Annotated in this window: 25 protein-coding genes; 19 read left to right on the top strand and 6 right to left on the bottom strand. The window is 71.9% G+C overall.

Annotated features, from left to right (window positions below):
• Positions 1 to 8: 8 nt before the first annotated feature.
• Together ACZ4M3_RS29315 and ACZ4M3_RS29320 are read left to right on the top strand one after the other, a co-directional pair.
• Entirely contained in the window at positions 9 to 845 is an 837-nt protein-coding gene (locus tag ACZ4M3_RS29315; protein WP_467737679.1) for a helix-turn-helix domain-containing protein, read from the top strand.
• Between the two features lie 920 nt (positions 846 to 1,765).
• A complete protein-coding gene (locus ACZ4M3_RS29320) occupies positions 1,766 to 2,245 on the top strand; it encodes a hypothetical protein (protein ID WP_467737681.1) in 480 nt (159 codons plus the stop codon).
• A 149-nt stretch (positions 2,246 to 2,394) separates the two neighbouring features.
• Here the strand turns inward: ACZ4M3_RS29320 and ACZ4M3_RS29325 are convergent, their stop codons facing one another.
• Together ACZ4M3_RS29325 and ACZ4M3_RS29330 are read right to left on the bottom strand one after the other, a co-directional pair.
• Positions 2,395 to 2,853, bottom strand: a complete 459-nt coding sequence (locus ACZ4M3_RS29325) for a hypothetical protein (protein ID WP_467737683.1) — start codon at positions 2,851 to 2,853, stop codon at positions 2,395 to 2,397.
• Between the two features lie 582 nt (positions 2,854 to 3,435).
• Positions 3,436 to 4,818: an FAD-binding oxidoreductase gene (locus tag ACZ4M3_RS29330; protein WP_467737685.1), complete on the bottom strand. Its 1,383-nt coding sequence runs from the start codon at positions 4,816 to 4,818 to the stop codon at positions 3,436 to 3,438.
• Between the two features lie 161 nt (positions 4,819 to 4,979).
• Between ACZ4M3_RS29330 and ACZ4M3_RS29335 the strand changes: the two genes are divergently transcribed.
• From ACZ4M3_RS29335 to fabG, 10 genes are all read left to right on the top strand, one after another.
• A complete protein-coding gene (locus ACZ4M3_RS29335; RefSeq protein WP_467737687.1) occupies positions 4,980 to 5,999 on the top strand; it encodes a beta-ketoacyl-ACP synthase III in 1,020 nt (339 codons plus the stop codon).
• A 119-nt stretch (positions 6,000 to 6,118) separates the two neighbouring features.
• Positions 6,119 to 6,358: an acyl carrier protein gene (locus ACZ4M3_RS29340; protein ID WP_383512478.1), complete on the top strand. Its 240-nt coding sequence runs from the start codon at positions 6,119 to 6,121 to the stop codon at positions 6,356 to 6,358.
• Positions 6,358 to 7,581 (top strand): beta-ketoacyl-[acyl-carrier-protein] synthase family protein, encoded by a 1,224-nt coding sequence (locus ACZ4M3_RS29345; RefSeq protein ID WP_467737689.1) that lies wholly within the window; start codon positions 6,358 to 6,360, stop codon positions 7,579 to 7,581. The genes ACZ4M3_RS29340 and ACZ4M3_RS29345 overlap by 1 nt, the downstream gene beginning before the upstream one ends.
• Before the next feature lie 176 nt (positions 7,582 to 7,757).
• Entirely contained in the window at positions 7,758 to 9,608 is a 1,851-nt protein-coding gene (locus tag ACZ4M3_RS29350; RefSeq protein ID WP_467737691.1) for an acyl-CoA dehydrogenase family protein, read from the top strand.
• Positions 9,608 to 10,030, top strand: a complete 423-nt coding sequence (locus ACZ4M3_RS29355) for an acyl-CoA thioesterase (RefSeq protein WP_467737693.1) — start codon at positions 9,608 to 9,610, stop codon at positions 10,028 to 10,030. Before ACZ4M3_RS29350 ends, ACZ4M3_RS29355 begins: the two co-directional genes overlap by 1 nt.
• Position 10,031: 1 nt before the next feature.
• The gene (locus tag ACZ4M3_RS29360; protein WP_467737695.1) at positions 10,032 to 10,979 is read left to right on the top strand and encodes a fumarylacetoacetate hydrolase family protein; all 948 of its coding nucleotides are present in this window, start codon (positions 10,032 to 10,034) and stop codon (positions 10,977 to 10,979) included.
• The gene (locus ACZ4M3_RS29365) at positions 10,973 to 11,713 is read left to right on the top strand and encodes a 4'-phosphopantetheinyl transferase family protein (protein WP_467737697.1); all 741 of its coding nucleotides are present in this window, start codon (positions 10,973 to 10,975) and stop codon (positions 11,711 to 11,713) included. The genes ACZ4M3_RS29360 and ACZ4M3_RS29365 overlap by 7 nt, the downstream gene beginning before the upstream one ends.
• On the top strand, positions 11,714 to 13,309 hold the full coding sequence (locus tag ACZ4M3_RS29370) for an acyl-CoA carboxylase subunit beta (protein WP_467737699.1): 1,596 nt from the start codon (positions 11,714 to 11,716) through the stop codon (positions 13,307 to 13,309).
• Positions 13,310 to 13,424: 115 nt separating this feature from the next.
• Positions 13,425 to 14,507, top strand: coding sequence for a branched-chain amino acid aminotransferase (locus tag ACZ4M3_RS29375; RefSeq protein ID WP_383512466.1), 1,083 nt, complete (start codon positions 13,425 to 13,427; stop codon positions 14,505 to 14,507).
• 99 nt (positions 14,508 to 14,606) lie between these two features.
• On the top strand, positions 14,607 to 15,326 hold the full coding sequence (gene fabG / locus ACZ4M3_RS29380) for a 3-oxoacyl-[acyl-carrier-protein] reductase (protein ID WP_467737701.1): 720 nt from the start codon (positions 14,607 to 14,609) through the stop codon (positions 15,324 to 15,326).
• 51 nt (positions 15,327 to 15,377) lie between these two features.
• On the opposite strand, the gene ACZ4M3_RS29385 is transcribed toward fabG, so the two are convergent.
• Entirely contained in the window at positions 15,378 to 15,947 is a 570-nt protein-coding gene (locus ACZ4M3_RS29385; RefSeq protein ID WP_467737703.1) for a helix-turn-helix domain-containing protein, read from the bottom strand.
• A 66-nt stretch (positions 15,948 to 16,013) separates the two neighbouring features.
• On the opposite strand from ACZ4M3_RS29385, the gene ACZ4M3_RS29390 reads away from it, so the two are divergent.
• The 3 genes from ACZ4M3_RS29390 to ACZ4M3_RS29400 all read left to right on the top strand — a co-directional run bounded on the left by ACZ4M3_RS29390 (position 16,014) and on the right by ACZ4M3_RS29400 (position 19,327).
• Positions 16,014 to 16,823, top strand: coding sequence for an AzlC family ABC transporter permease (locus ACZ4M3_RS29390; RefSeq protein ID WP_467737705.1), 810 nt, complete (start codon positions 16,014 to 16,016; stop codon positions 16,821 to 16,823).
• Positions 16,824 to 16,840: 17 nt separating this feature from the next.
• Complete coding sequence (locus tag ACZ4M3_RS29395) at positions 16,841 to 17,152, top strand: AzlD domain-containing protein (RefSeq protein ID WP_467738005.1); 312 nt, start codon at positions 16,841 to 16,843, stop codon at positions 17,150 to 17,152.
• Positions 17,153 to 18,895: 1,743 nt separating this feature from the next.
• Complete coding sequence (locus ACZ4M3_RS29400) at positions 18,896 to 19,327, top strand: LuxR C-terminal-related transcriptional regulator (protein WP_467737707.1); 432 nt, start codon at positions 18,896 to 18,898, stop codon at positions 19,325 to 19,327.
• Positions 19,328 to 19,465: 138 nt separating this feature from the next.
• Here the strand turns inward: ACZ4M3_RS29400 and ACZ4M3_RS29405 are convergent, their stop codons facing one another.
• Positions 19,466 to 20,344 (bottom strand): ATP-grasp domain-containing protein, encoded by an 879-nt coding sequence (locus ACZ4M3_RS29405; RefSeq protein WP_467737709.1) that lies wholly within the window; start codon positions 20,342 to 20,344, stop codon positions 19,466 to 19,468.
• Between the two features lie 167 nt (positions 20,345 to 20,511).
• Between ACZ4M3_RS29405 and ACZ4M3_RS29410 the strand changes: the two genes are divergently transcribed.
• Positions 20,512 to 21,000: an isochorismatase family protein gene (locus tag ACZ4M3_RS29410; protein ID WP_389666805.1), complete on the top strand. Its 489-nt coding sequence runs from the start codon at positions 20,512 to 20,514 to the stop codon at positions 20,998 to 21,000.
• A gap of 863 nt (positions 21,001 to 21,863) precedes the next feature.
• On the opposite strand, the gene ACZ4M3_RS29415 is transcribed toward ACZ4M3_RS29410, so the two are convergent.
• Complete coding sequence (locus ACZ4M3_RS29415) at positions 21,864 to 22,520, bottom strand: TetR/AcrR family transcriptional regulator (RefSeq protein WP_467737712.1); 657 nt, start codon at positions 22,518 to 22,520, stop codon at positions 21,864 to 21,866.
• 141 nt (positions 22,521 to 22,661) lie between these two features.
• Here ACZ4M3_RS29415 and ACZ4M3_RS29420 point away from each other — a divergent pair, with 141 nt between their 5' ends.
• The 3 genes from ACZ4M3_RS29420 (at position 22,662) to ACZ4M3_RS29430 (ending at position 24,960) form a co-directional block, all read left to right on the top strand.
• The gene (locus ACZ4M3_RS29420) at positions 22,662 to 23,618 is read left to right on the top strand and encodes an alpha/beta fold hydrolase (RefSeq protein WP_467737714.1); all 957 of its coding nucleotides are present in this window, start codon (positions 22,662 to 22,664) and stop codon (positions 23,616 to 23,618) included.
• A 60-nt stretch (positions 23,619 to 23,678) separates the two neighbouring features.
• On the top strand, positions 23,679 to 23,987 hold the full coding sequence (locus tag ACZ4M3_RS29425; protein WP_467737716.1) for a DNA ligase-like domain-containing protein: 309 nt from the start codon (positions 23,679 to 23,681) through the stop codon (positions 23,985 to 23,987).
• Between the two features lie 73 nt (positions 23,988 to 24,060).
• A complete protein-coding gene (locus tag ACZ4M3_RS29430) occupies positions 24,061 to 24,960 on the top strand; it encodes a hypothetical protein (RefSeq protein ID WP_467737718.1) in 900 nt (299 codons plus the stop codon).
• Positions 24,961 to 25,173: 213 nt separating this feature from the next.
• Here ACZ4M3_RS29430 and ACZ4M3_RS29435 read toward each other — a convergent pair whose 3' ends face one another.
• On the bottom strand, positions 25,174 to 25,758 hold the full coding sequence (locus tag ACZ4M3_RS29435; protein WP_467737720.1) for a serine hydrolase: 585 nt from the start codon (positions 25,756 to 25,758) through the stop codon (positions 25,174 to 25,176).
• Positions 25,759 to 26,118 lie beyond the last annotated feature (360 nt).

Genomic DNA, 26,118 nt, shown 5'->3' on the forward strand with positions numbered 1-26,118 from the left:
GGTGGTCGGTGAGCGCCGTACCCGCGCCCTCGGGCGAGTCCCCCCGCCGGGAACTGGGGGCCTTCCTGCGGTCCCGCCGTGAACGGCTGACGCCGAGAGACGTGGGCCTGCCGGAGGCCCCGGGCCGCCGGACCCCGGGGCTGCGGCGGGCCGAGGTCGCGGAACTCGCCGGGATCAGCGTCTCCTGGTACACGTGGCTGGAGCAGGGCCGGGTGCGTACCTCGGAGCAGGTGCTGCGCGCGGTGTCGCGAGTGCTGCGACTGGACGCCGCTGAAACCGCGCACGTCCTGTCGTTCGTGGAGGAGAGCAGGTCACCTGCCGACGCTCCCACCTGGGTGTCACGCAACCTGCTCAGTCTGGTGCAGGCCATGACACCACACCCGGCCGTGGTCCTCGACCCGCACTGGGACCTGCTGGCGTGGAACGCCGGGTACGCCGCGCTGCTGACCGATCCGGCGCGGCTGCACCCCAAGCAGCGCAACCTCCTCTGGCTGGTGTTCCGCTGGCCGCCGGCGCGCACCCTGCTCGCCGACTGGGAACACGAGGCCCGCACCCTGCTCGGCCAGTTCCGGTCCCGGGCGGCTCGCCGGCCGGACGATCCGCGGTTCGCCGAACTCATCGGCGAGCTGCTGTCGGACGGTGACGCGGCCCGCTGGTACGAGCGCCGGGAGACAGCCGGGTTCCAGCCCTCGGTCCGTCGTTTCCGGCATGCGGCCGTGGGCGAACTTCGCCTGCGGTACGTGAAGCTGGCCGCCGTGGACGAGCCCGGTCACCACTTCCTGGCCTACCTGCCCGACGACCGGGACTCCGAGGATGCCCTGCGCCGTCTGCAGGCGGGCGGATGAGCCACGGGGGTCCGGTCGTTCCGGGGCGCGCGGGTTGGGTGTGAGCAGACCGATGAAGGCTGTAGGACAGGCTCGGATCGGCGTCCCGGAGGGTGTCGGTGGCACCGGGCACCGGTTGTTGGACGATGTGTGGGGCGACTACAGCGCGACACCGCTCCGATGTGACGCGTACCCCTTCGCCCGCTCGCATGAGGGGCGAAGGGGTGTGCTCCTGGCCGACGGCACGGCTCCGAAGCCGCTGTATTTCGACGCGAACTCGGGCAGCGGTGGCTGGGACGTTCGGCGCTGGAGCGTCTACGACGGCCAAGAACACCACCGCCGACCGCGCGCAGCGCCCCCGCGGGCCGAGTGCACCTGCGGCTGGAGGGGTCAGGCCCGCACCGTGGACTGGACGGCCAAGACCCGACCGCCCAAGCAGAAGACCCGGCCGCTCGCGCAGCTGCGCGTCTGGTGGAAGACGAGCGCGATCCTCACCTGCGGGGTGGCCCATCACCTTCCGCCTCGAGTGCGCCCGTCCGGCGGCTGCCTCGATCCAGCCCGGGTCGACGCCGTGGTCGACGTTGCCCTGGCGGCCGTCGACGTCGCCGCGACCGTGTTCGTGATGAGCGACGGCGGCCGCCTCCACCGCAGGCACCTGCTCGCCGAAGCCCGACGCCACCTCGCCCTCGTCCTGCGCGGCCACCGCCGCGACCCCGGCCTGGACGACCAGATCGTGGCCGCCGCCATCTCCACCCACTGCCTGGACATCAGCGAGCCGAAGACCGTGCGCGGTCTGGAGGCCGGCTACCGCCTCTACACCGTCCGGTGGGCGCTGTCCGGCCTCCCCGCCCGCCGCCGCCCACCAACTCCCGCGGCCGACCGGACCGGCAGCCCCGGCCGATCCCAGCGCGCCGACTGCGCCCCGGCCCCCGGACCAGGACATGGGGGAGTGGGAGGTACCCCGCCTCCCGTTGCAGTACGAGCGAGTTGTCCTCGCCGGCGCGGTGGTGCGGGAGAAGCTGCGCACCGCCACCACCGCCACCGCTGTTCGGGGCCGGGCGTGGGGCGTCGTCGCGCACCAGCAGGCGGCGATGCCCGAGCTGCTGCTAGCGCCTGCGGCCGCCGAAGCCGAGCACGACAACCAGGAGCCGGAGGCCGGGCGCGGGGAGGCGATCGACCTGACGGCGCTGCGGGCCTTGAGGGAGTCCCGCACGGACGTGGAAGCCCTCGATCTCACGGCCGATAGGCTGTGCCACCCCCAGGACGCGTTCTCCAAGGCGGCCGACGCCTCCCGCACCCGCGCGGACCGCTGTGCCGAACAGGACGATGCCGATGGAGCGCAGCCGGTGCGCCAGGACGATCAGCGGGCGCACCACCCGCAGGAGCCCGGACCGCACCGCGGCCGGGAGGCCGGCCACTGAGCGCACCCGATGCCGCGCACCCGATGCCGTGGTGCACACCGACAATGCCCGGCTCCACTCCACCGAGTGGAGTCCACCGCCCATGGGGTGGACGACACCGACAGGGGCGATGGGGTGCGTCCACCCGGTGCACGCCGTCCGTGTGCCGCTTATAGGGCCGGGGCGGTGGTGGGTGGCACGGTGAGGGCGCGGATGGCGGTCTCTTGGGAGTAGGCGAGGAGGCCGATGGTGGTGGTGGCCATGATGAGGGCGAAGAGGAGGTGGCCGGGTATGGAGGTGATGGCCAGGCCCGCGGCGTTGAGGGCGAAGTGGCTGCCGATGCGCAGGGCGATCAGAGCGAGGGCGATCTTGCGGGTTTCCTTGCCGTGCCAGAGTGCCTTGGCGAGCCTGATGCGCTTGCGCATGAGGGTCAGGGAGATGGTGATGTTGGCGGCCAGGAGGATGAGCAGGACGGGCCAGGCCGACGGGAAGGCTCTGAGGATGTCGAAGGCGGCGGCGAGTACGCCTTCGAAGGCGAAGAACCAGACCGGGAGCCGGTAGTCGGCCGGGATCAGATCGCTGGTGTCGGCCAGTGTGGCCGGTGGGGTCTTCTTGCTCAGGATGTTCATGTTGCCCCCGTGGTCGGTGTGTTGACCACCAGTCTGGTCGGGACTGCACCTCCGCGGCAGGGCCGCGGATCATAGATGCTGCATGACAGGTGTCATGCCGGATAAGCGGGCGCGACAGCCCACCGGGGGAGTAGAACCTCAGCGGTGGTCGCCGGGCTGGCCCGGATCCGTGACGGTCCGTGGGCTGCGCGCACGGACCGGGGCCCCGTGTGCGGGTGCCGTGCCGGTGGAGGGGGGATACGGCCATCGGCCATGCGTGCGCCGAGCGTACGAGTCCGGGCACGACGAGGTCCGGTCTTCAGAGGGGACTGGCCGGTTGCTCCCCTTCCGTGCGACGGGTCCCCTCCCCGGCGCCGCCTGCGCCCGTAAGCCCGGCGGACCGTCGAGGGGGTGGCAGTCCCGCTCCTGAGCCCGTCGCCCACGATGGTGCTGGCGAACCGGGTGAACGAGCTGACCACCCAGCGCGCCGACGTGACGGTCGGCGCCGCGCACGAGTACGGCGCATTGCTGCCCTGTTCGCTACGGCCGGGCAAGGAGCAGCGCCGTCCCCGGGCCGGCCCCGGTTCCGCGGGACCGGCCCCGTCACGGCTGGGCGGTGAAGATCTTCCCCGGGTTGAGGATGCCCGCCGGGTCCCAGACCCGCTTGATGCCCCGGTGCAGGTCCAGCACGGCCGGACCGAGCTCGGACACCAGCCCGCGCATCTTGAGCAGCCCCACACCGTGCTCGCCGGTGACGGTGCCGCCGAGCGCGACCGCCTCTTCGACGATGGTCTCGAACACCTCCCGCCCCCGCGCCAGCTCACGGTCGTCGCCGCGCGGCACCACGATCATCGGGTGCAGGTTGCCGTCGCCCGCGTGGGCCAGGCCGGCGATCCGTACGCCCTGCGCGCGGCCGGTGGCCTCCAGCCGGGCGAGCATCTCGGGAACGAGGGTGCGCGGGACGCAGATGTCCTCGCTGAGTACCAGGCCCTGGCGCTCCAGCGCCGGGTACACCAGGCGCCGTGCCGCGAACAGGGCGTCGGCCTCGGTCTGGTCCTCCGAGCGCGCGCTCCAGGTGGCGCCTGCGGCCCGGAAGCAGGCCAGCACGGTGTCGGCCTCCTGCACCCCGGCCTCACCGGGCGCGTCGCAGCGGGCCAGCAGCAGCACGTTGCCGGTGTCACCCAGTCCGGTGTTCTTCCACTCGTCCACGGCGCGCAGGCAGTAGCGGTCGACGAGCTCCAGCGCACTGGGGACGACTCCGGAGGCCACCACCCGGGCAACGGCCCCGCCAGCGGCCGGCAGGTCTTCGAAGGAGCCGACCACCGTGTGTTCGGGTGCGCGTTCCCCGCGCAGCCGCACGGTGACCTCGGTCACCAGGCCGAGCGTGCCCTCCGAACCGACCAGCAGTCCGGCCAGTGCGAAGCCCGCGCTGCTCTTCGCCGTCCGACGGCCGAGCCGCACCACCTCGCCGCGGCCGGTGACCGCCTCCAGGCCGAGCACGTAGTCGCGCGTCACGCCGTACTTCACGCAGCACAGCCCGCCCGCGTTGGTGGCGACGTTCCCACCGATGGTCGACCAGGGCGCGCTCGCCGGGTCCGGCGGGTACCACAGGCCTTCGGCGGCGCAGGCGGCGCGCAGGTCGTCGTTGACGACGCCCGGCTGCACCACCGCCAGCCGCTCGTCCGCGTCGATCCGCAGGATCCGGTCCATGCCCTTGAACGAAACCACCACGCAGCCCTCCACGGCGTTGGCCCCGCCGGACAGGCCGGTCCCGGCGCCGCGGGCGACGACGGGCACGCCGCGCTCGTGGCAGTACGCGACGACGGCGGCGACCTCGGCGGTGTCGCGCGGTTCCACCGCCGCCGCGGGCAGGACGTACGGGGCGCCGACGGCCTCGTCGTGTGCGAACGAAGCCAGCCGCACCGGGTCGGTGACCACCCGTCCGGCGGGGAGGAGCTCGGCGAGATCAGAGGTTGTCGTGCTCATAGCCGGGAGGCTCGCACCGGTCCGAACGGGGGGTCAATTGGCCCTTGGTACACGCCTGACAGGGTGTGTACCAAGGGCCAATTGCCTGGTCACAGCCCTGTGGGCAAGTCTGTTGACGCCAGGTCAGGCCGTGGACGCGGCCGATACGAGGGGGTGGGTCAATGGCGGCAGTGGTCACCGGGATCGGGGGGTACCTCCCGCCCAGGACGGTCACGAACGACGACCTTTCGCACACGCTGGACACGACTGACGAGTGGATCCGCACCAGGACCGGTATCCGGGAACGGCGGGTGGTCTCCGAAGGTCTGTCGACGGGCGAACTCGCGGTGCGGGCCGGTGCCCGGGCGCTGAGCTCGGCCGGGCTGAGCGGCGTCGACGCGCTCGTGGTGGCGACCACCTCGCCCGAGCGGCTCTGCCCGGCCGTCGCGCCGGAGGTCGCCTCTCGGCTGGGGCTGGGCACGATCGCCGCGTTCGACCTGACGTCGGCGTGCAGCGGGTTCCTCTACGGGCTCGCCACCGCGGTCGGGCTGATCGAGTCGGGCACCGCCGACACCGTGCTGTTCGTCGGGTCCGAGGCGTTCACCACCTTGGTGAACCCCGCAGACCGGGCCACGGCGCCGATCTTCGGCGACGGGGCGGGCGCGGTGGTGCTGCGCCGCGGGGAGCCCGACGAGCCCGGCGCGCTGGGCCCGTTCGACCTCGGCAGCGACGGCGCCCTCGCGGACCTGCTGGCCATCCCGGCCGGCGGATCCCGCCAGCGGTCCGCCGCCGGCGGCCTCGGTCACGCCTCCGTACCTGCGGAGGACTGGTACCTGCGGATGGAGGGCCGGGCCCTCTACACCCAGGCCGTCGAACGGATGACGCAGTCGGCGCAGACGGCCCTCAAGCGGGCCGACTGGTCCGTCGGGGACGTCGATTGGTTCGTCGGCCACCAGGCCAACATCCGCATCGTGGCGGCCGTGGCGGAGGAACTGGAGGTCCCCGAGGAGCGGGTCGCGGTGAACATCGACAGGGTGGGCAACACCCTCTCGGCGTCCGTGCCGCTCCTGCTCAACGACTACGCCGCCCGCGGCGACCTCAAGGCGGGCCAGCGGGTGCTGCTCTCCGCCTTCGGCGCCGGCCTGTCGTGGGGCTCGACCGTCCTGGTCTGGCCCGACATTCGCGCCGAGCCCGTCGACTGATCCACCCGTCGACTGATCCATCGGCGCAACCGACTTCCGGCCGGACCACCGGCCGGACAGCCCGCCGGCGGCCGACCCGCCGGGGCCGGGCATCCCGTTCACTTCCAGGAGGAAACACCATGAGTTCCGTCCACGACTCCGTCGTCGAGGTCTTCGTCGCCCGCTTCGACCTCGACCCCGAGACGGTCGTTGCCGACGCGACCTTCGACGACCTCGGCCTCGACTCGCTCTCCCAGATCGAGCTGGCCACCGCCCTGAAGAAGCGCCTGGGCGTCGCCATCACCGATGAGGAACTGTCCGAGGTCTCCGTCGTTGCGGACATCGTCGCCCTCGTCGAGCAGAAGGGCGCCGCGGTCTGATGACCGGATTCGCCGCCGCCATCACCGGCATCGGGCTCGTCACGCCCGCCGGCATCGGCGTCAAGGAGAGCTGGGACCGGGTGGTCGACGGCCGGCCGACGGCCGCGCACCACCCCGACCTTGCCGGCCTGCCGGTGACGATGGCGTGCCGGGTGCCCGGCTTCGACCCGGCCGGACAGGGCCTGCGCGCTGCGTGGCAGTGGGACCGCTACTCCCAGTTCGCCGTCGTCGCCGTCCGCGAAGCCCTGGCGCAGGCCGGGCTCATCCCGGGCGAGTGGGCGGACAGCTCGCGGGTGGCCGTCATCCTCGGTTCCGGGGCGGGCGGCACCGCGACGCTGGAGGAGCAGCACCGGGTGCTGATCGAGGAGGGCCCCTCCGAGGTGTCCCCGATGACCCTGCCCATGGGCCTGCTGAACATGGCTGCGGGGCAGGTCGCCATCGACATCGGTGCCAACGGTCCCTGCATGGCCCCGTGCACGGCGTGTGCCGCGGGCGCCAGCGCGATCGGCCTCGGCCGCGAGCTGATCCGTTCGGGACTCGCCGACATCGTGGTGGCGGGTGGCGCCGAAGCCCCCATCACCCCGCTGTACGTCTCCTCCTTCGCCCGGATGCGGGCCTTGTCCAGGCGCCTGGACGACCCGCAGACCGCGTCGCGCCCCTTCGACGTCGACCGTGACGGCTTCGTCCTCGGCGAGGGCGCCGGCGTGGTCGTACTGGAGTCCGAGGAGCACGCGCGGGCGCGCGGCGTGCGGCCCGTGGCCCGGGTGATCGGGTACGGCGCTTCCGCGGATGCGCATCACGTGACGTCCCCGCACCCCGAGGGCAAAGGGGCCGAACTGGCGGTCCGGGCGGCGCTCGCCGACGCCGGGCTGACCGGGAGCGACATCGGCTACATCAACGCCCACGGCACGTCCACGCCGCTGAACGACGTGATCGAGGCGGGCGTCATCCGCCGGGTGGCCGGGACGGACGTCCAGGTCAGCTCCACCAAGGGGGTCACCGGGCACCCGCTGGGCGCTGCCGGCTCCATCGAGGCCGCCTTCGCGGCGCTCACGGTGCACCACGGCGTCATCCCGCCGTCGGCGGGGACCACCCGGATCGACCCGAGGGTGGAGGTGGACGTCGTCCACGGCGCCGCGCGCCACCGCCGGGTGGAGGTGGCCCTGAGCAACTCCTTCGGCTTCGGCGGCCAGAACGCCGCCCTGCTGATCGCATCCGCCTGACGGTACCGACCGCACGGGCCGCGCGGGGGAGGAGGTGGGCCGGCGTACCCACCTCCCACCTCCCCCGCCCGCGCGGACGGGCCGCCCCACCGGCGGACCGCCCCGGGCGGCCCGTCCCCCCGACCCGGCAACGGCCGGCCGACCGCACGATCCGAACCGCTGGAAAGGACCCTCAGATGACCTCGTCGGCCTCCGCCGACCTCACCCGGCTGCTCTTCGACGGCAGGTACGAGCAGACCCACAAGGATCTCCACGACCTCCTGCTGGACCCCGTGTTCGACCCGCGCGAGGGTCTGGACATGACCGGGGCCGGTAAGCTGGCCTACGAGCGGTCGCGCGCCGTGCACGGCGCCCTGGAGAGCCCGCGGGAGATCCTGGCCGACCCGTGGCGGCTCTTCGCCCTGGCCGAGTGGCCTTCGCTGGTGGACGTATCGACGTTCTCGCTGCTGATGGTCCATTACAACCTGGCCTTCGGCACCGTCGTGGAGCACGGCGACCGTGAGGACCTCAAGGACCTGGTCGACGAGCTGGACCGGCTGGACTCCTTCAGCCCGTACATGGCCACCGAGCTCGGCTACGGCAACAACGTGGCCGCGCTGCGCACCGAGGCCGTCTACGACCCCGAGACCGAGACGTTCGTCCTGAACACCCCGGACGCGCTCGCGCAGAAGTACATGTCCTACAGCGGGTTCCAGGACGTCCCCAAGCTGGCCGTGGTGATGGCGCGCCTGAAGGCGGACGGCAAGGACCACGGCGTGTTCCCGTTCCTGGTGCGCATCAGCGACGGAACGAAGCTGTGCGAGGGCGTCCACGCGGCCCCCTGCCCGGAGAAGCCGGTGCAGGGCCTGGACAACGGCCTCACCTGGTTCGACCACGTACGGGTCCCCCGCCGCAACCTGCTCCACGGCGACATGGGCGGCTTCGGCGAGGACGGCGTGTTCCGCCCCGCCTCCGGCAACCAGCGCAAGCGCTTCCTGCGGGCCATGAGCCGCATCCTGCCCGGACGGCTGTGCGTCTCCAGCGCGGCGACCGGCGCCGGCCGCGCGAGCGTCTACATCGCCCTGCGCTACGCGGTGCAGCGGCTCACCAACGCCCCCGGTCGCAACGACCTGCCCGTCATCGAGTACCGCAGCCACCAGCTGGCGCTGTTCACCGCACTGGCACGGACGTACGCGATGACGCTGCTGCTCAACCACGCGAAGCGGGAGTTCACCGCGGCCCCCCAGAACGCCGCGCCGGCCGAGCTGGGCCACCTGGTGTCGATCACCAAGGCGCTGTCCACCTGGGAGATGACCGACGTCATCGCCGTATGCCGGGAACGCTGCGGCGCCCAGGGCATCTTCAGCGTCAACCGGATCGCGGACTACGGCTCCCTGCTCCAGGGCCTGGTCACCGCGGAGGGCGACAACCAGGTGCTGCTGGCCACCACCGCCGGGCAGATCATCGCCGCGGGTGACGCGGACGCAGAGCCGTCCGCCGCGCCCGACCCCCACGGCCGCGACCTGCGCGACGCGGGGTTCTTGATCGCCGCGCTGCGCCACCGGGAACAGGAACTGCTGCGCCGGGCCCGCACGGCCATGGCCGACGACTCCGCGGACCGGACGTACTTCGAGGCGTGGAACGCCACCATCAACACCGGCCTGGAGATGGCCCGCACGCGCGGCGTGCGCACCGCGCTCGAGTGCCTGTCCGAGGCGGCCGCCGCCGCGCGCACCGAGGAGTCCCGCGCCGCACTCGGCCTGCTGACCGCGCTGTACGGGCTGACCGAGGTCGGCCGGGACGCAGGCTGGTACCTGGCGCGCGGTGTGCTCACCGCCGACCAGGTCGAGGAAATCGCCGACCGGACGGACGCGCTGTGCGCAGACCTGCTGCCGCACGTACAGACCCTCACCGACGGGTTCGGCCTGACCCCGGAGCTGCTCCGCGCGCCGATCGCCGCCGACGACTACGTGACGGCCTTCCAGCAGAGCACCGGCGCACACGGGCCCGCTGCCGCCCGGTCCGTCGCGGAAGGAGACCGGTCCTGATGGCACGGCACAGCTACCCCTGCCCGATCCGCTGGTCGGACATGGACGTCTACGGCATCGTCAACAACGTCTCCTACCTGCGCTACCTCGAGGAGGCCCGGGTCGACTTCGTCTTCCGGATGGCACCGACCGACGGCGACGCCTTCTTCCGGGACGGCTCGGTGGTGGTGGAGCACTCCATCCGCTACCGCAAGCAACTGGTCCACCGGCACGCCCCGGTGGAGATCGAGATGTGGGTCTCCGACCTCCAGTCGGCGACCGTGACCGTCGACTACGTGGTCCGGGACGGGGACACCGTCTACGCCACCGCCTCCACGGTGATGGCGCCGTTCGACTACGAGGCCGGACGCCCCCGGCGGCTGACCGAGGCGGAGACCGGCTTCTTCGAGAAGTACCTCGAACAGAGCCCGGCGGCCGGCTGACATGCGGCTGCTGAGGATCGGGCCGCCGGGGCGAGAGCGGCCCTGTGCCGTCGGCCCCGGCGGCACCGTCCGGGACCTTTCCCCGTGGGTGCCGGACTGGACGGGCGCCCACCTGGACCCGGACGCGCTGCGTGACCTGGCGGCGAGGCTGGAGCGGGAGGGCCGGAGGCTGCCGGAGGTCGATCCGGCCGCCGAGCGGATCGGGCCGCCCATCCGCCCCGGCGGAAACCTGCTGTCGATCGGGCTCAACTACCGCGCGCACGCCGCCGAGGCGGGACTGCCCCTGCCCGGAGAGCCGATCGTCGCCAGCAAGGCGCCCTCCACCATGGTCGGCCCACATGACGACCTCTTGCTGCCCCCGGGCGGGGAGAAGACCGACTGGGAGGTCGAACTCGCGGTGGTGATCGGGCGGGTCGCCCGCTACCTGCCGGACCGGGCGGCCGCCGCCTCGCACATCGCCGGCTACGCCACCGCCAACGACGTCTCCGAGCGCAGCTGGCTGCTGGAGCGCGGCGGGCAGTGGGTGAAGGGCAAGTCCTTCGAGACCTTCGGCCCGCTGGGTCCGTACCTGGTGACGCCCGACGAGGCCGGGGACCCGCAGGCGCTGCGGCTGACCTGCAAGGTCAACGGCCTTCTCGTGCAGGACGGTTCCACCGCGGACATGGTCTTCGACGTGGCCCACCTCGTCTGGTACCTGAGCCGCTTCATGGTGCTGCACCCCGGCGACGTGGTGCTGACCGGCACCCCCGGCGGCGTCGCCCTCGGTCGGCCGGACCAGCCGTACCTGCGGGCCGGAGACCTGGTCGAGGCGGAGGTGGCGGGCCTGGGCGCGCACCGGCAGCGCTGCCGCCCCGCCGTGGTACCGGCCGTCGCTCCCAAGCCCGCGCCCGCAGCCGGCCTCCCGACGGCACCGGTCCGGCCGGCAGACCCGGTGGAGGCACGGTGGTGATCACAGGTCTGCTGCCCCCACAGGCGGCCGCCTGGGAGACCTTTCAGGACCACCCGGAGTTCGCGCCCCACCGGGCCGAGGCCGCCTCGCTGCGCAGCTCCGCGCGCGGGCGGCGCCGGGAGTTCGCCAACGGGCGGTACTGCGCGCACCGCGCCCTGGAACGGCTCGGCACGCCCGCCGCCTCGATCCCTGCGGGGGAGCGCGGCGCGCCCGGCTGGCCCCGATCGGTGGTCGGCAGCATCACACACTGCCGCGGCTACACGGCCGCCGCCGTGGCCCGGCGCGGCGAGATCGCCGCGCTCGGCATCGACGCCGAGCCGCACCTGCCGCTGGACGCCGAAGTGCTGGAGTTCGTCGCAGGCCTCGAGGAACGCGCGCTCGTGGCGGAGCTGCTCGTCCGCCGGCCCGAAGTGCGCTGGGACCGGCTGCTGTTCAGCGCGAAGGAGAGCGTCTACAAGGCGTGGTTCCCGGCCACCGGACTCTTCCTGGGCTTCCTTCAGGCCTGCGTCCGCTTCGACCCGTCGGCGGGGACCTTCCGTGCCGACGTGCCCGACGCCGTGCGGGCCGGCGCACGGCTCCCCGGCGGGACGCGGCTGCCCGCCCGGTTCACGGGCCGCTGGCGGGTCTCGGGCGACGTGCTCGTCACCGCCGTCGCCGTGCCAGCCACCGAAGCCGAGACCACCCCCGCCGCCGTCCTGGCCGTGCCGGCCTCCCCGGAAGGAGAACGAGAGTAGATGACCGTCCAGCAGGAATCCCCAGGCCGGGCGCCGCAGCCGCGCACCGACGCCCGTGGGCGGGTGGCGGAGCTGCACGCGACCCGGGAGGCGGCTGTGCGGGGCCCGAGCGACCGGGCGACCGAAGCCCAGCACGCCAAGGGCAAGCTGACCGCCCGAGAGCGCATCGAACTGCTGCTGGACGCAGGGTCGTTCAACGAGGTCGAGCAGCTGCGCCGGCATCGGGCCGTCGGGTTCGGCATCGAGGAGCGCCGGCCCCATACCGACGGTGTGATCACCGGCTGGGGCACGGTCGAGGGCCGGACCGTGTTCGTCTACGCCCACGACTTCCGGATCTTCGGCGGCGCGCTCGGCGAGGCTCACGCGGAGAAGATCCACAAGATCATGGACATGGCCATCGCGGCAGGTGCCCCGCTGGTCTCGCTCAACGACGGGGCCGGCGCCCGCATCCAGGAGGGCGTTTCCGCCCTGGCCGGCTACGGCGGCATCTTCCGCCGCAACGTCCGGGCCTCCGGGGTGATCCCGCAGATCTCGGTGATCCTCGGACCGTGTGCCGGCGGGTCCGCCTACTCTCCCGCGCTGACCGACTTCGTCTTCATGGTGCGCGGCACCTCGCAGATGTTCATCACCGGTCCGGACGTGGTCCGGGCGGTGACCGGCGAGGACGTCACCCAGGAGCGGCTCGGCGGCGCCGACGTGCACGCGGAGCTGTCCGGGGTGTGCCACTTCGCCTACGAGGACGAGTGGACCTGCCTCGGCGAGGTGCGCTACCTCCTCTCCCTGCTGCCGTCGAACAACCAGCAGGACCCGCCTGCCCCGGCTGCCACCGACCCGGACGACCGGTACTGCGACGCCCTGCTGGGCCTGGTGCCGGCCGAGGGCAAGCTGCCCTACGACATGCGCAAGGTCATCGAAGAGATCGTCGACCACGGCGACTTCCTGGAGGTCCACGAGCGCTGGGCCCCCAATATCCTGTGCGGGCTGGCCCGGCTCGGCGGCCAGGTCGTCGGCATCGTCGCCAACCAGCCGGTGTCGCTGGCGGGCGTCCTGGACATCCGTGCCAGCGAGAAGGCCGCCCGCTTCGTGCGGATGTGCGACGCCTTCAACATCCCGTTGCTGTCCCTGGTGGACGTCCCCGGGTTCCTGCCGGGGGTGGACCAGGAGCACGGCGGGGTCATCCGGCACGGCGCGAAGCTGCTGTACGCGTACTGCGAGGCCACCGTCCCGCGCATCTCCCTGGTCCTGCGCAAGGCGTACGGCGGCGCGTACATCGTGATGGACTCCCGCTCCATCGGCGCCGACCTGTCCTACGCCTGGCCGACGAACGAGATCGCGGTGATGGGCGCCGAGGGCGCGGCCAACGTCATCTTCCGCCGGGAGATCGCCGCGGCGGACGACCCGCAGGCGACGCGGGACCGGATGGTCAAGGACTACCGCTCGGAGCTGATGCACCCCTACTACGCGGCCGAGCGCGGCCTGGTCGACGACGTGATCGACCCCGCCGAGACCCGGTCGCAGCTGATCCGCGCCTTCCGGATGCTGCGGACCAAGCACGCGGACCAGCCCGACCGCAAGCACGCCAACACACCGCTGTGAAGCGGCTGCACCGGCCCTCGAGATCCGCGGCCGGTGCCGCCGCGTCCCGGCCACGGAGGCCGGGACCCAGACCTGAGAACCGAACCGGTATCCCTGCGACGCCTCGGAGCGAGCCATGACCATCACCTTCACCCACGAGCCGGCCGACCCGCTGCCCGCTGCCGAGCGGGCCGCGCTCCTTGAGGCACCCGCCTTCGGCGAGGTGTTCTCCGACCACATGATCAGCATCGACTGGGACCGGGAACGGGGCTGGCACGACGCGCGGCTGCACCCCTACGGCCCGCTGGTGCTCGACCCCTCGGCCCAGGTCTTCCACTACGGCCAGGAGGTCTTCGAGGGCATGAAGGCCTACCGCCGTCCGGACGGGACCGTGGCCACCTTCCGCCCTTACGCCAACGCCGCGCGGTTCAACCTCTCCTGTGCACGGATGGCGATGCCGGCCCTGCCGGAGGAGACGTTCGTTGAGGCGCTGGAACTGCTGGTGGCCGCCGACCGCGACTGGGTCCCGGAGCAGCAGGGGCACAGCCTCTACCTGCGCCCCTTCATGATCGCGACGCAGCACACCATCGGCTTCTACGGGCCGTCCGCCGCCTACCGCTTCATGGTGATCGCCTCGCCCGCGGCCTCGTACTTCACAGCGGGAGCGAAGCCGCTCAGCGTCTGGCTGTCACAGGACTACACGCGGGCCGCGCCCGGCGGGACCGGTGAGGCCAAGTGCGGCGGCAACTACGCGGGCACGCTGGTCGCCCAGGCGCAGGCCCGGGAGCAGGGCTGCGACCAGGTGGTGTGGCTGGACTCGACGGAGCGCCGCTGGGTGGACGAGATGGGCACCAGCAACCTGTTCTTCGTCTACGGGTCGCGGTTGGTCACTCCGGAGCTGTCGGGCACCCTGCTGGCGGGCGTCACGCGGGACTCGGTGCTGGCCCTGGCGGCCGAACTCGGCTACGAGGCCGAGGAGGGCCGGATCAGCGTGGAGCAGTGGCGCGCCGACGCGGAGTCGGGGGCGCTGACCGAGGTGTTCTCCTGCGGGACGTCCTCCATGGTCACCTCGGTCGGCTTCGTGCGCAGCGTGGACGGTGACTGGACGATCGGCGGTGGGAAGCCCGGCCCGGTCACCACGCGTCTGCACGCCGAACTGACGGGGATCCAGACCGGGCTCCGGCCGGACCCGTTCGGCTGGGTGCACAAGATCGCCTGATCCGGGGCCGCGGCCGCGGCCCCGGGACGACACAGAGGTACGCAGGGTCCGGAGCCCGTCCGTGGGGCGGCCCGGGCCCGGGGAAAGGGTGCGTGAGAGATGAGCCGTTCGGTCCTGGTCACCGGCGGGAACCGGGGCATCGGCCTCGCGGTGGCGCGTGCGTTCGCCGAGGCGGGCGACAGGGTCGCGGTGACGTACCGCACCGGTGAGCCGCCCGCGGAGCTGAAGGAACTGGGGTGCCTCGCGGTCACCTGCGATGTCACGGACGCCGACGCAGTGGAGCGGGCGTTCGGGGAAGTCCAGGAGGCCCACGGGCCGGTGGAGGTGCTGGTGGCGAACGCCGGCATCACGCGTGACCGGCTGCTGATGCGGATGTCCGAGGAGGACTTCACCGACGTCCTCGACACCAACCTGACCGGTGTCTTCCGGGTGGTGCGGCAGGCCGCGGGGGAGATGCTGCTGGCCCGGAGGGGCCGGATCGTGCTCGTGTCCTCGGTGGTGGGCCTGCTCGGCTCGGCGGGCCAGGCCAACTACGCGGCGTCCAAGGCCGGCCTGGTCGGCTTCGCCCGGTCGGTGGCGCGCGAGCTCGGCTCCCGCGGCGTCACCTGCAACGTGGTGGCGCCGGGCTTCGTCGAGACGGACATGACCCGGGGCCTGAGCGAGCGGCAGCGGGCCGCCATGCTGGACCGGGTACCGCTGGCCCGCGCGGCCCACGCGGACGAGGTGGCCGCGGTCGTGCACTTCCTGGCCTCCGAGGGCGCCGCGTACGTCACCGGAGCCGTCCTGCCGGTCGACGGCGGGCTGGGCATGGGGCACTGAGTCGCCGGGGGCTCGCGCGGGACCGGACCCCCTTCCGGTCCGGTCCCGCGTTCACTGGTGTTCGGAGACGAGCACGGCCCGGGTTCCGGGGTCCAGCGCCTGGAAGACGTGCGCCACGTCCGCCGGGTAGCAGATGTAGTCACCCGGGTGCAGTTCCACCGGTTCGTCGGCGGTGCCGACCATGGCCCGGCCGGAGCTGATGACCACGTGCTCCACCACGCCGCGCAGGTGTGCGGCGGAGGAGCGCCGAGGCCCGGGCTCGGCCGCGATGCTGTACACGTCGCGCCGGGCACCCGGAGGGGACGCGGTGAGGAGGGTCGCACGGTAGGGGCTCTGCGCGGAGTCCACCGTCGGCCCTTCGCCCGCCCGGATCACCTGGACCTGTTGCCGGGGGGCGGCGAGCAGCCGGGAGAACGGGATCTCCAGGGCCACGCACAAGGCCCACAGCGTCTCCAGGCTGGGGTTTCCGGCGCCGGATTCCAGTTGCGAGAGCGTCGACTTGGCGAGTCCGGCCCGGCGGGCCACCTCGGTGAGGGAGAGCCCCGCCCGTACGCGCTCCGCCCGCAGGGAGGCGGCGATCACTTCGAGTGGGGGCTTGAGGGCGGGATCGGCGTCGGACACGGCGTTCGCTCCAGTGGTCGATTGTTCGTCTTGACGAACGTGACAGTGTTGTTCATTATAAAGACCATGCGTTCGATATGGAGAACATTGGGCCGGGGCCCGTTACGCGACATCGCCCTCGTCTGCCTGGCCGTCGGCGTCATTGGCGTCTCGTACGGCGCCGTCTCGGTCACCGCCGGATTCCCCTGGTGGTTCCCCGTCCTGATGGGCGCTCTCGTCCTCGCCGCCTCCTCGGAGTTCCTGTTCGTCGGGATCATCGCGGCCGGTGGCAGCCCGATCGCCGCCCTCCTGGCCGGCCTCCTGGTCAACGCCCGCCACCTGCCGTTCGGCCTGGCGGTCCCCGACGTGCTGGGGCGCGGCTGGCGCCGCCTGGTCGGCACCCACCTGATGAACGACGAGACGGTGGTCTTCGCCATCGCCCAGGACGGCCTCCCGCGCAAGCGCGCCGCGTACTGGGCCTGCGGCCTCGGCATCCTGGTCATCTGGCCGGTCGGCGCCGCCCTCGGGGCGCTGCTCGGAACCGTGGTCCAGGACACCGGGGCCCTGGGGCTGGACGCCATGTTCCCTGCCGTGATCGTGGCGCTGATCCTGCCCGCCCTCAAGGAGCGGGCCCTGCGGCGGACCGCGCTGGCGGGCTGCGCCCTGGCCCTGGCGGCGGTCGCGTTCCTGCCCGCCGGCCTGCCCGTCCTGGTCGCGCTCGGCGCGCTGCCGCTGTTCGTTCTCCTCTCGGCGCGGCAGGGCGGGTCGGCTCCGTCGGCCGGGTCGGACGATCCTGCCGCGGTATCTGATCCGTCAGGTCCATCAGATCCGTCCGAGCCGTCAGCTCCGTCCGAGTCATCCGAGTCTTCCGAGTCGTCCGAAGGAGCGGTCCGTTGAGCGACGCCGTACCCGTGATGCCGACCCTGGCCGCGATGCTGGCCCTGGCGGGCGGCACCTTCCTGCTCCGCCTCTCCGGCCCGGCGCTGCGCGCCAGGGTCACCTTTCCGCAGCGGGCGGAGAAGCTGCTGGAGGTCTCCGCGGTCGTCCTGCTCGCCGCCCTCGCCGCCACGTCGGCACTCGCCGAGGGCGCCGGCTTCGCCGGTGTGGCCCGGCCCGCCGGCGTCGTCGTCGGCGGCGTGCTCGCCTGGCGCAAGGCGCCGTTCCTGGTGGTGGTGCTCGCGGCCGCGGGTACGGCGGCGCTGCTGCGCCTGGCCGGAATCCCGTAGGCCCGCCCTTCAGCCCCCTCCGGTCGCCCCCGGCCGGACCTACCCGCTGCGCCCGCCGGCACCCCCGGCGGGCGCTTCGGCGTCCGGTCCTGCGGGCCGGCCCGCCGCGCGGTACGTCGGCCCCTTGCGGCTGCGTCCGAGGCCCTTTGTCCGGGCCTCCGGGTGTCCACGGACCGGACCGGATTATTTCTGGTTTATTTCGCAACGAGAAAAGCGAGATATCCGGACCGGCGGCGGACGATTTTCAGCCGGATGGTGTCTCAGATATTGGATCACTCATTGCCTGTACCGGAATGCGTCGGTAGCGTGACATGCGCGGTGACCAGGGAGTAACCCCTTTCGTCGCCGAGAACGCGTTGACCGCTTGCGTCCGAGCCACCCATTCCTTCAAGACACCCGAGGGAGTTGTCATGGGCGAGGGGCGTGCACCCTGTGACCTGGGGGACCTTGAGTATGGTCGTCTCGTGGTCGAGCAGGGGGAACCGCTTCTGCAGGAACCGGCCTTCGGTGCCTGCGGGTGCATGTCTGCGGGGAGTCTGTCACCCGGTTTCCGGACCCTTCGGGTTCACCGGCCCGGGCGGTACCCGTCTCCCTCGGTGCCATTCCCGTACGGCGGCCTCTGTGGTGTCCCGAATCACATTCCCGCGTGGCCAGAAAGAAGGTGGCCGATAATCGCCGTGCAGCTGACTGAAAAAATAGGGAGGAACGACGGGGGCCCAGCGGCCGAGTTACGCCTGAGGGCTGCCGGAGATATCCGGCGTCGGGTCGCCGCAATATCCCGTGACTTCGCTTCGGCAGTACCCAGAGGAACCCGACTTCCCTGTTGCCTGAGGGAGGCCGGGCGGCACCACACCCACGTCATCCCCCCGTTCACTCCCTGCGGTGCGCCGACACCCGGCGCCCTCGGACGGCGGGAACCAGCCAACGCCCGCGCCGCCTCCCAAAACCCGCCCCCGAACGGGGCGCAGCGCGCACCCACCCGGACCGCGTGGCTGCGGCCACCCGGCTCCGCCGGCCCCTGCCGGTTCCCGGCAGCGGCAAGCACCCGTCGCCGGGCCGTAGCCCTCTGCGGCACGCATCCGGACTGATACCTGCGGTCCCGCCGGGTCGGTCGGCCCGGGTTTGCGGTGGCGTCCGCCCTCCCCAGACGTCACTGCCGCGCGCCCGGACGCCGAGACGGACGCCCGGAGCGCACCGCCATCACCGTCCATCCTCCACAGTGAGCCCGCCGCATCCCAACTCGAACCGGTTGGGCCCGCAGGCGGCGCCCCTTCGTCCTGCCGGACTTCGGGCCGGACCGCGCCGCCCCCGACAACGCCGCCCACGCCTCCGGCGCCGGCCGCCGCTGGCCACGACGCCGGAACGCGACACCGCACGGAGGGCTGGGTCACCCAGCCTCCGCACTCCGGGCTTCCCAGCGCGCCTTCGATGTTTCCCCAACCCTGGACGGGCCTGGGGGCTGTGCCCGGACCGGGCGGAACTCGGCGCGCCCCTGCACGTGCCGCCACTCGCGCGCGGTGCCCGTCCGGCGGGACGTTCCCCCGCTCCGCCTTCCTCCCTCCCCCCACCGAAGACCAGGGCGACCGGCCACGAGCCCGCCCTCCGCCGGCCGACCCTACGCCGGCAAGTAATGAATGAAGGAGCGTCACATGACCACGCCCAGGCCCCGCACGGCCTGCTTCGAACCGTCGGTACTGCCGACGACCCACCCCACGGTCTAGAACTCAGGAGTCGGTCAACACCATGAACACCGCAGAGACCAGGAGCCCTCACGCCTGGGGCTCCTACCTCGTTACCGACCGGGGGGCCGCACCCCACGACCGCGCCTGGGACGCCGTCCTGGCCCGCGTGCCGCTGCTGTCGGAACGCGAGTTCGACGTCTTCCAGCTCCTGGCGAAGGGGGCTTCCAACCGGACCATTGCAGTCCGTCTCGCCATCACCGAGCGCACCGCCAAGGCCCACGTGGCACAGATCCTCGCAAAGCTGGAAGTGGAGTCACGGCTCCAGGCCGGCATCGTCGGATTCGCCTGGGGGACCCTCAGCCGAGGAGGCGGCGAACCGCCCAGAGCGCTCGCCCCCTCCCGGACTTCCCTCTTCGGCAGCCCGCCTGACCGGAAGCCGACCCCTGACCGGCATCCCCGTCCCAACTCGCACCCTCCGCTGGCCTCGCTGTAGAGGGACGCTGGACGGGGCGGCACCGGCGGAGCGACGGGCGGCGAGCGACGCACCGAGCAGTGACCGGCCCTCGCCCACGACCTCGTCAAGGCTCGACGAGCACACCACTTGACCTGGTGCTGGGAGGGAGCGCAAGTGCTACGGACCGACCAGCAGTGCGGCCAATTCGCCTTGGCTGCTCGACTGGTGCAGATCACTGACTTGGCCGTCACCGACTTCGACGACCCGCCACGCCCCGTCCGAGCGAAGGGCCATGTCGGTCGTGACGAACCGGCATGCCAGGCGCCGCACTGCGGGCGCGACGTGATCGAGGTCGGGTACCAGCCCGCGCCCGAACGGGCTATCCGGATGGGGAGTCAGCAGCCTGGGTACCCCGTCCAGCCACCAGACGCGCACTTCAGCCGCGACGGACTCAAGCCGCGAGAACGTCTCGAAGGCGCGGAGAACGATCCCACCGGTCAAGTACTCCTCCTGCAACTCGACAAAGCGCTGCACGACCCGTGTCAGCTGCACGGCGTCGGCGAGGTCGGGAATGAAGCAGGCCTGTTCCCAATCGTGCTTGCGGGACTTGACGTAGTCCTTCACGATTCCCGCCCCCGGCAGCAGGGGCTCGGCGAGAGCAGCCAGGTCGTCGGAGGTCGGCATCTCACCGGGTTCGGTGGGGCGCCACACGCTCGCAGGCGTGATGTCGGCGAAGGCCGCATGCCAGCCCGGCAGTTCGTGAGCGGTGCGGTATTGCTCCGGTGTGACGATCAGCTCGGCGCCACGTCGGCGCAGGGCCTCAGCCAGCGCGGCGTATCGATCGCTGGGAATCATCCAGCCTCGGTACCAGACGTTTCCCAGCCCAGCCGGAACGTGTGCAACAGCCAGTTGTGCTTCGCCCCGCAACAGCGCGGCGTGGTCGATCAGCCCTACTGCCCCGCCCAAGGCGCGGACCTCCCGTGCTTCCAGCGCGAAGTGTTCGTCCACGCGTCGAGGGTTCAACGCATCACGGCAGTACAGGAAGGGTGTCGGCATGACTGGCACGCTACGGAACCTCCAGCTTCCGGGCCACTGGTTTCGTGCTGCCAGGAGCGGCGCCTCGCCATGTGCAGAGAGCGGAGCCCCCATGGCATTTTGCGTGCTCAGCCTCGCCTGTGTGCCACCCAATTCCCGGGTGACCGAACGGCCTTACGATGGCCGCCATGACCTCCGCACTGATCCTCATCGACCTGATGCCGCGCATCATCGCCCTCCCGCTGGCACCTCACTCCGGTGACGAAGTGCTCGCGCGCTGCCGTGCACTGGCCCGTTCGTTCCGGGCGAGCGGACAGCCGGTGGTGCTGGTCCGGGTGGAGCGCCCGAACGTCGCGGAGCAGCCGCCGGGCAGCGATTTCGCCGATGGCCTGGTACAGCGCGGGGACATCGTGGTCGTCAAGCGCACCATCGGAGCGTTCTACGGCACCGACCTGGACGAACAGCTGCGCAAGCTCGGCGTGGACACCGTGGTGCTCGCCGGGCTGGTCACCACGATGGGCGTCGAATCCACCGCAAGGGCTGCGGCCGACCACGGCTACGAGGTGGAGTTCGTCGCCGACGCGATGTCCGGACTGGCCGCGGACGAGCACGAGTTCACCGTAGCGCGGAGCTTCCCGCGCTTCGGCGAGGTACGGAACACCGCCGACTACAGCTGACGCCGGCCCAGTCCGGTACGCCCCGCAGACTGGGCGGCGCCCGCGTCTGGACCGCTGCGCGGGCGGCCGACCGGATTGATCACGACTGCTGCACCCTCCGCCAGCCCCGCGCCCGCGTCGCAGTCCGCAGGCGGCGGCAGCGGTAGGCGGCTCTGCTCCTCGGCCGGCGTCGCTTCCAAGGCGGCGATGGTGCGTTGACCTGGTGCTGCTGCCAGGTCAGCCACGCCTGCACGGCACGCCACCGCTCCAAACGCTCCCGGGTCCCGCTCACGACGGCCTCGGCGGCCCGTCCCAGCTCACCCGCCGCACCGCGCTGTACCCGCCGGCCGGCCAGAACGGATGCCCTCTGATCTGGCAGGAGGGCTGGATCAGCTCCCGCCGCAGCTCCGCACCACCCCGTTCCGGCCGGACCGCGAGCAGGTTTTAGGTGCGGGACCACTTCTGCTGGAGGTGGATCAGGTCGTCGGGGAAGGGGAGTGGTGCCATCCATTCAGTGAAACATGCGATGAGTACCCCCGTCCGCGCCCCGCGCCCCGCGGCCGTGACCTGGTGGCGTGATGAGGCCGGCCCGTGCCGGCGATGTCAGACCTCCACCCATGGGTACGGGTGGGTGGGAACCCGCTGTGGACGGCGGGCGGAGAACGCCTGAGGCAGGCGCCGCACCGCCCCGTGTGAGGCCATCCCGGTGCGCTCCACCGGACCACCGATCTCGCGTTGCGGTGGCTGACGCCGCTCGTGGGGACCGTGCGCGTGTGGAGGCGGGCCCGGGTGGTGTTGTGGCCGCCGGTGGAGCCGATGCTGGCGCAAGCTGTGGAGCCGGTGCCGGGTCCTGGCGTGCTGGGCGAGTTACGTTCGGGCAGAAGTTACGTGCAGGTATTGGTGTCTGTCCGTTGTCCGGCGTCCGGGGCGGTGTGGCCGTCGGCGGTGAAAATGCGGTCGAGGTGATGGTGGAGTACGGCGATGGCTGATTCGGAACCGCGCTGACCGACGAGGATGCTCGTCCCCATGGTCGCGGTCATGGCGAGCAGGCTGATGGCCTCGGTGCGTGCGTCGGCGCCGGGATCGGCCAGGCCTGCCGCCTGGGCTCCTTCGATCAGGCCGGTGAGCGCGTTCTCGGCCGCGTCGGGGTTGTCGATGAAGGGCTGGGCGGCGAGCGCCTCGTCGGTCACGGAAAGGATCGAGTAGGAGCTGTACAGGAGGTGGAAGGTCCGGCCCTCCTGGTCGGTCGGCAGGGATGCCAGCAGCAGCGCCTCGATCGTTGCGCGCGGGCCCGGGTCCGGGCCGGCGGCCGCGAGACGGGCGCCCATCCGGGTGGTGAAGCGGTCGGTCAGATGCTGGAGCCCGTAGAAGACCAGTTTCTCCTTGGTCTCGAAGTAGTACTGCACGAGCCGGAGGGATACGCCGGCCTCGGCCGCCACGTCCCGCATGCCGACCGCGTGCAGCCCTCGCCGGCCGGCGACCTGGATGAGGGCCTCGGCGATCTGGGTGCGCCGTTCCTCGTGGTCCACGCGCTTTGGCATCAGTGCTTTCTCCGGCCGTGGGTGGGGTGGGTGGTTCGGGGGGTTCGCAGTCCGGCTCGGTCCGAACATTTTCATGGTACCGCCGTATCAACGGTGTGGTACGTTCGTATCACGAAGAACGGATCTTCCCGGAGGTGCCCCGTGCCCGAGAACACGACCCGAGTGCGACGAGACATCGGCCGCTACGTGAGCGACGAGTTGCGCGACCGCTACTTCGCCACCTGCGACGTCCTCTATGCGAAGGGGGCGCCCGTCCGGTCCGAGACGGACGTCGAGACGCGCTTCGGCACCACTCACGTCTACCGGTACGGCCCCGCCGACCCGGCAGCCGAGTCACGCACGCCCGTGGTCCTGATACACGGTTCGGGCGGCTGCTCCGCCATGTGGTACCCCAACACCGCCGCGCTGAGCGCCGACCGGCCCGTCTACGCCCTCGACACTCCCGGCGACCCCGGCCGCAGCGTCCACCGCGAGCCCATGTGGCAGCCCGAGCGCGCGGCCCAGTGGATGGACGAGGCCCTCGACGCGCTGGGCCTCGACAAGGTCCACCTCGTCGGCTCCTCCTACGGCGGCTGGCTGGTCATCAACCAGGCCCACCGCCGGCCCGAGCGGCTCGCCTCGGTGACCGCCCTCGACCCGGGCGGCCTGGAAAAGGTCGGCCTGCGCTTCTTCGTCTGGATCTTCGCCAGCCTCTTCGCCACCTACGCTCCCAAGGCGTGGCGCCCCCGCCTCGCCGCATGGCTGGAACAGCCGGTGATCATCGTTCCCGAGCTGCGTACGTGGATCCAGGCCGGCGTCCGCGCCTTCCGGATCCGCCGCCCCGCCCCGCTGCCGCTGTCCGACGCCGAGCTGGGCTCCATCCGGACGCCGTTCTACCTGGTCATGGGCAAGCGCAGCCTGCTCGTGCACCCGAAGCGGCAGCTGGAACGCGTACCGCGGCTGATCCCCGGCGCCCGCGCCGAGATCGTCGCCGCGACCGGGCACGGACCGCAGATCGACCACCCCGACCTCGTCAACGCCCGGATGCTGAGCTTCATGGAGGACGTCGACTCCCTCGACCCGGCAGCGAACCGAGACGCCACGAACACGCAGTCGTGAGGAAGAATCCCTCCCGGACCGTCCAACAGTGCACAACAGAAGTTCGACTGGTACCGGGCGTTGCTGTTCACCCTGACCGGGGCGGGCGACGAGTGGCTGCTGGTGCAGACCCGGCGCGGGACGCTGCTCCAGGACCGGTTCCCTGACCTGGTCGTCGCCGCCGACCGGCGGCCGGACGGCCTGGTGCTTGATGGGGAACTGGTCGTCTGGGACACGGCAGCGGGCCGGTTGTCGTTCGAGGGGCTGCAACGCCGTACCGCTGCCCGCGGGGCACCGCGCGCGAGCTCGCTGCGTCCCTGCCTGCGTTCTTCATCGCCTTCGACGTCCTCCAGGAGGACGGGGTCGAGTTGCTGCGCCATCCGACTCTGATCCGGCTCACCTCCGATGACGAGGCGCACGTGCGCGAGCAGGCCACCTTCGCACACGGGGGCAGCTCGCCGAGGTGGACGGGCCGGAGATCAGGGCGGCCCCGCGGCGGCGCGTCGGTGACGAAGACCCAGAGACGCACGAGGAAGCCGCACGAGGTCTGGCAGTGCGCCGGGATCCGGGTGCCGTTGCGCTTGCGGCGCTGCTCGCCGAGCGGACCGCGTACGTACAGACGTTCACCGCGGCGGCGGTACTGGGCGATCCTGGGCTGCTGCCCGCGCTGAAGAAGTACGACCCGGCGGATCCAGGTGTCGGCGAGGCCCTCCAGACCTGTGACCCGACCGCCAGGGAAGGCCGCGGTGTTGCCGCTTGCGCGCTGCGGGAAGCGGTTTACACCCTGCTGCCGGCAGCGGACACGCCTCTGTACACGTCGCGCTTGGATGCGCAACTGACGCTGCTGCTCGTCATCCCCGGTCGCGGCGAGGTGATGTGGAACGCGGATCCCCTGCTCAGCCGCGCTGGCGGGGGATCCGCAGCGGGCGGCGGTGCTGGTCGCCGGAGATCTCTGAAAAGGCGCTGCGCAAGTCCACCCCTGCCGACCGCGCAGCGACCCTGCGGGCCGAGTGCACCTGCGGCTGGACGGGGCAAGGCCCGCACCGTGGACTGGACTGCCGCAGGCGACCTGCCGTTCCACGAGAGCGGGTCCAAGGACGCGGACCGCTGCCGAGAAGACCGGGACCGCCACATCGTCCACGTCCGCGATAGCACGATCCCGCTGGCCGCCGAGCTGGGAGCCGTGCCTGGAAAGCGTCACCGCCGCGATCGAAAACTCGGCCAGGACTTACCGACCGCCGCCCTCAAGGCAGCCCGCACCAGGGAGATCCTCGCCCAGCGCACCGCGCACTGGCCCGCACAGCACGCCCGTTCGCAGGATCCCGGCGCCCTGGGCTGCCGCGCTCGGCCTGAACACCGATGAAGCCCGCCAGCTCCTGGCCCGGTTCGGTGGCTGGAGCCCCTACCGCTGACCGAAAGGAGAGACCGCTCGGCCGACCCTCGGCGCAGGTGCCGCCCTGTTCCTCCGTACCCACGGCTTTGACCGGAGCCGCAAGGGCGCGTACTGGTACGTCAAGGACCACCACAGTCTGGCGCCGGGCCGATCGCCGCTCACACCGCCGTCCGGGCCCTGCCGTTAGGCGGTCGGCGGGGGCAGGTCGCGGTTGATGACGCCGGCGGCGCCTTCAATGATGGCGATGCCTTCTTTCAGCGAGCGGTTGTCGTGAGAGAGCACGACGATTCCGTAGTCGTGACCGCCGCCCGTGAAGGCGCCGATGCTGTGGACCCGCCAACCGTTGGTCGCGCGCGGCAGCCACCCGTTCTTCACATGGACCGTCGCTGTGCCGGATGCCCCGGCTGGCACCCCCCACCGCTGGTCGGGGATTACTCGGTTCATCAGGCTGAGTACGTAGGAACGTGCGTTCCGGTCGAGGACGGAGTTGTCCGAGGTGAGCATCCGCAGCAACTGCAGTTGGTCGTCGGCGGTGATCTGGGTGTGCCCCCACAGTCCCTCTGGTCCCGGAACGGTGTGCCGCATTCCCGCCAGGGTGAGGAAGCGCTGGATGTCCTTGTGCCCGACCTCTCGCCACAGAGCGGATGTCGCGTCATTGTCCGACTTGGTGATCATGGCCGTGGTCAGGTCCACCTCGGCCGGTGTGAGGATTCGGTGCTCAGCGGTGGCCTTGTGCAGCAGAGCTCCGAGCACCGTGACCTTCACCACGCTTGCCGAGTCGAAGGTCGCGTCGCCCCGGAACGAGCACGAGGTCTCCGTGGGGCGGTCGTAGACCGCGAGAGCTGACGACCCCTGGTGTCCGCGGAGTGCGTCGGCGATGTCCTGCGACAGTCGGGCCGCCAGTTTCGGCTGCCGTGAAGTGCACGTGACCTGTGAGCCGCCGACGGGGGCACTGGCGGAGTCGGAGGCGGCCGCGGACGGCGCGGGGAGTGCTGCGAGAGCTGCCCCGGCGGCCGTGAGCGCAGCCAGACGTCGCAGTGCGCGGCGCGATATGCGCGGTCCGGGCATGAAAGTTCCGTCCTGTCCTGTTGCTGGGGGCACGACCGGGCCCGGCGCAATCAGCGACGC

It is taken from the genome of Streptomyces sp. NPDC026522, from assembly GCF_055567555.1.

Excerpts from the sequence above, each read along its gene's own strand:
- ACZ4M3_RS29320 (WP_467737681.1), top strand. The coding sequence starts at position 1,766 with ATGGGGGAGTGGGAGGTACCCCGCCTCCCGTTGCAGTACGAGCGAGTT.
- ACZ4M3_RS29325 (WP_467737683.1), bottom strand. The coding sequence starts at position 2,853 with ATGAACATCCTGAGCAAGAAGACCCCACCGGCCACACTGGCCGACACC.
- ACZ4M3_RS29330 (WP_467737685.1), bottom strand. The coding sequence starts at position 4,818 with ATGAGCACGACAACCTCTGATCTCGCCGAGCTCCTCCCCGCCGGACGG.
- ACZ4M3_RS29335 (WP_467737687.1), top strand. The coding sequence starts at position 4,980 with ATGGCGGCAGTGGTCACCGGGATCGGGGGGTACCTCCCGCCCAGGACG.
- ACZ4M3_RS29340 (WP_383512478.1), top strand. The coding sequence starts at position 6,119 with ATGAGTTCCGTCCACGACTCCGTCGTCGAGGTCTTCGTCGCCCGCTTC.
- ACZ4M3_RS29345 (WP_467737689.1), top strand. The coding sequence starts at position 6,358 with ATGACCGGATTCGCCGCCGCCATCACCGGCATCGGGCTCGTCACGCCC.
- ACZ4M3_RS29350 (WP_467737691.1), top strand. The coding sequence starts at position 7,758 with ATGACCTCGTCGGCCTCCGCCGACCTCACCCGGCTGCTCTTCGACGGC.
- ACZ4M3_RS29355 (WP_467737693.1), top strand. The coding sequence starts at position 9,608 with ATGGCACGGCACAGCTACCCCTGCCCGATCCGCTGGTCGGACATGGAC.
- ACZ4M3_RS29360 (WP_467737695.1), top strand. The coding sequence starts at position 10,032 with ATGCGGCTGCTGAGGATCGGGCCGCCGGGGCGAGAGCGGCCCTGTGCC.
- ACZ4M3_RS29370 (WP_467737699.1), top strand. The coding sequence starts at position 11,714 with ATGACCGTCCAGCAGGAATCCCCAGGCCGGGCGCCGCAGCCGCGCACC.
- ACZ4M3_RS29375 (WP_383512466.1), top strand. The coding sequence starts at position 13,425 with ATGACCATCACCTTCACCCACGAGCCGGCCGACCCGCTGCCCGCTGCC.
- fabG (WP_467737701.1), top strand. The coding sequence starts at position 14,607 with ATGAGCCGTTCGGTCCTGGTCACCGGCGGGAACCGGGGCATCGGCCTC.
- ACZ4M3_RS29390 (WP_467737705.1), top strand. The coding sequence starts at position 16,014 with ATGCGTTCGATATGGAGAACATTGGGCCGGGGCCCGTTACGCGACATC.
- ACZ4M3_RS29395 (WP_467738005.1), top strand. The coding sequence starts at position 16,841 with ATGCCGACCCTGGCCGCGATGCTGGCCCTGGCGGGCGGCACCTTCCTG.
- ACZ4M3_RS29400 (WP_467737707.1), top strand. The coding sequence starts at position 18,896 with ATGAACACCGCAGAGACCAGGAGCCCTCACGCCTGGGGCTCCTACCTC.
- ACZ4M3_RS29405 (WP_467737709.1), bottom strand. The coding sequence starts at position 20,344 with ATGCCGACACCCTTCCTGTACTGCCGTGATGCGTTGAACCCTCGACGC.
- ACZ4M3_RS29410 (WP_389666805.1), top strand. The coding sequence starts at position 20,512 with ATGACCTCCGCACTGATCCTCATCGACCTGATGCCGCGCATCATCGCC.
- ACZ4M3_RS29415 (WP_467737712.1), bottom strand. The coding sequence starts at position 22,520 with ATGCCAAAGCGCGTGGACCACGAGGAACGGCGCACCCAGATCGCCGAG.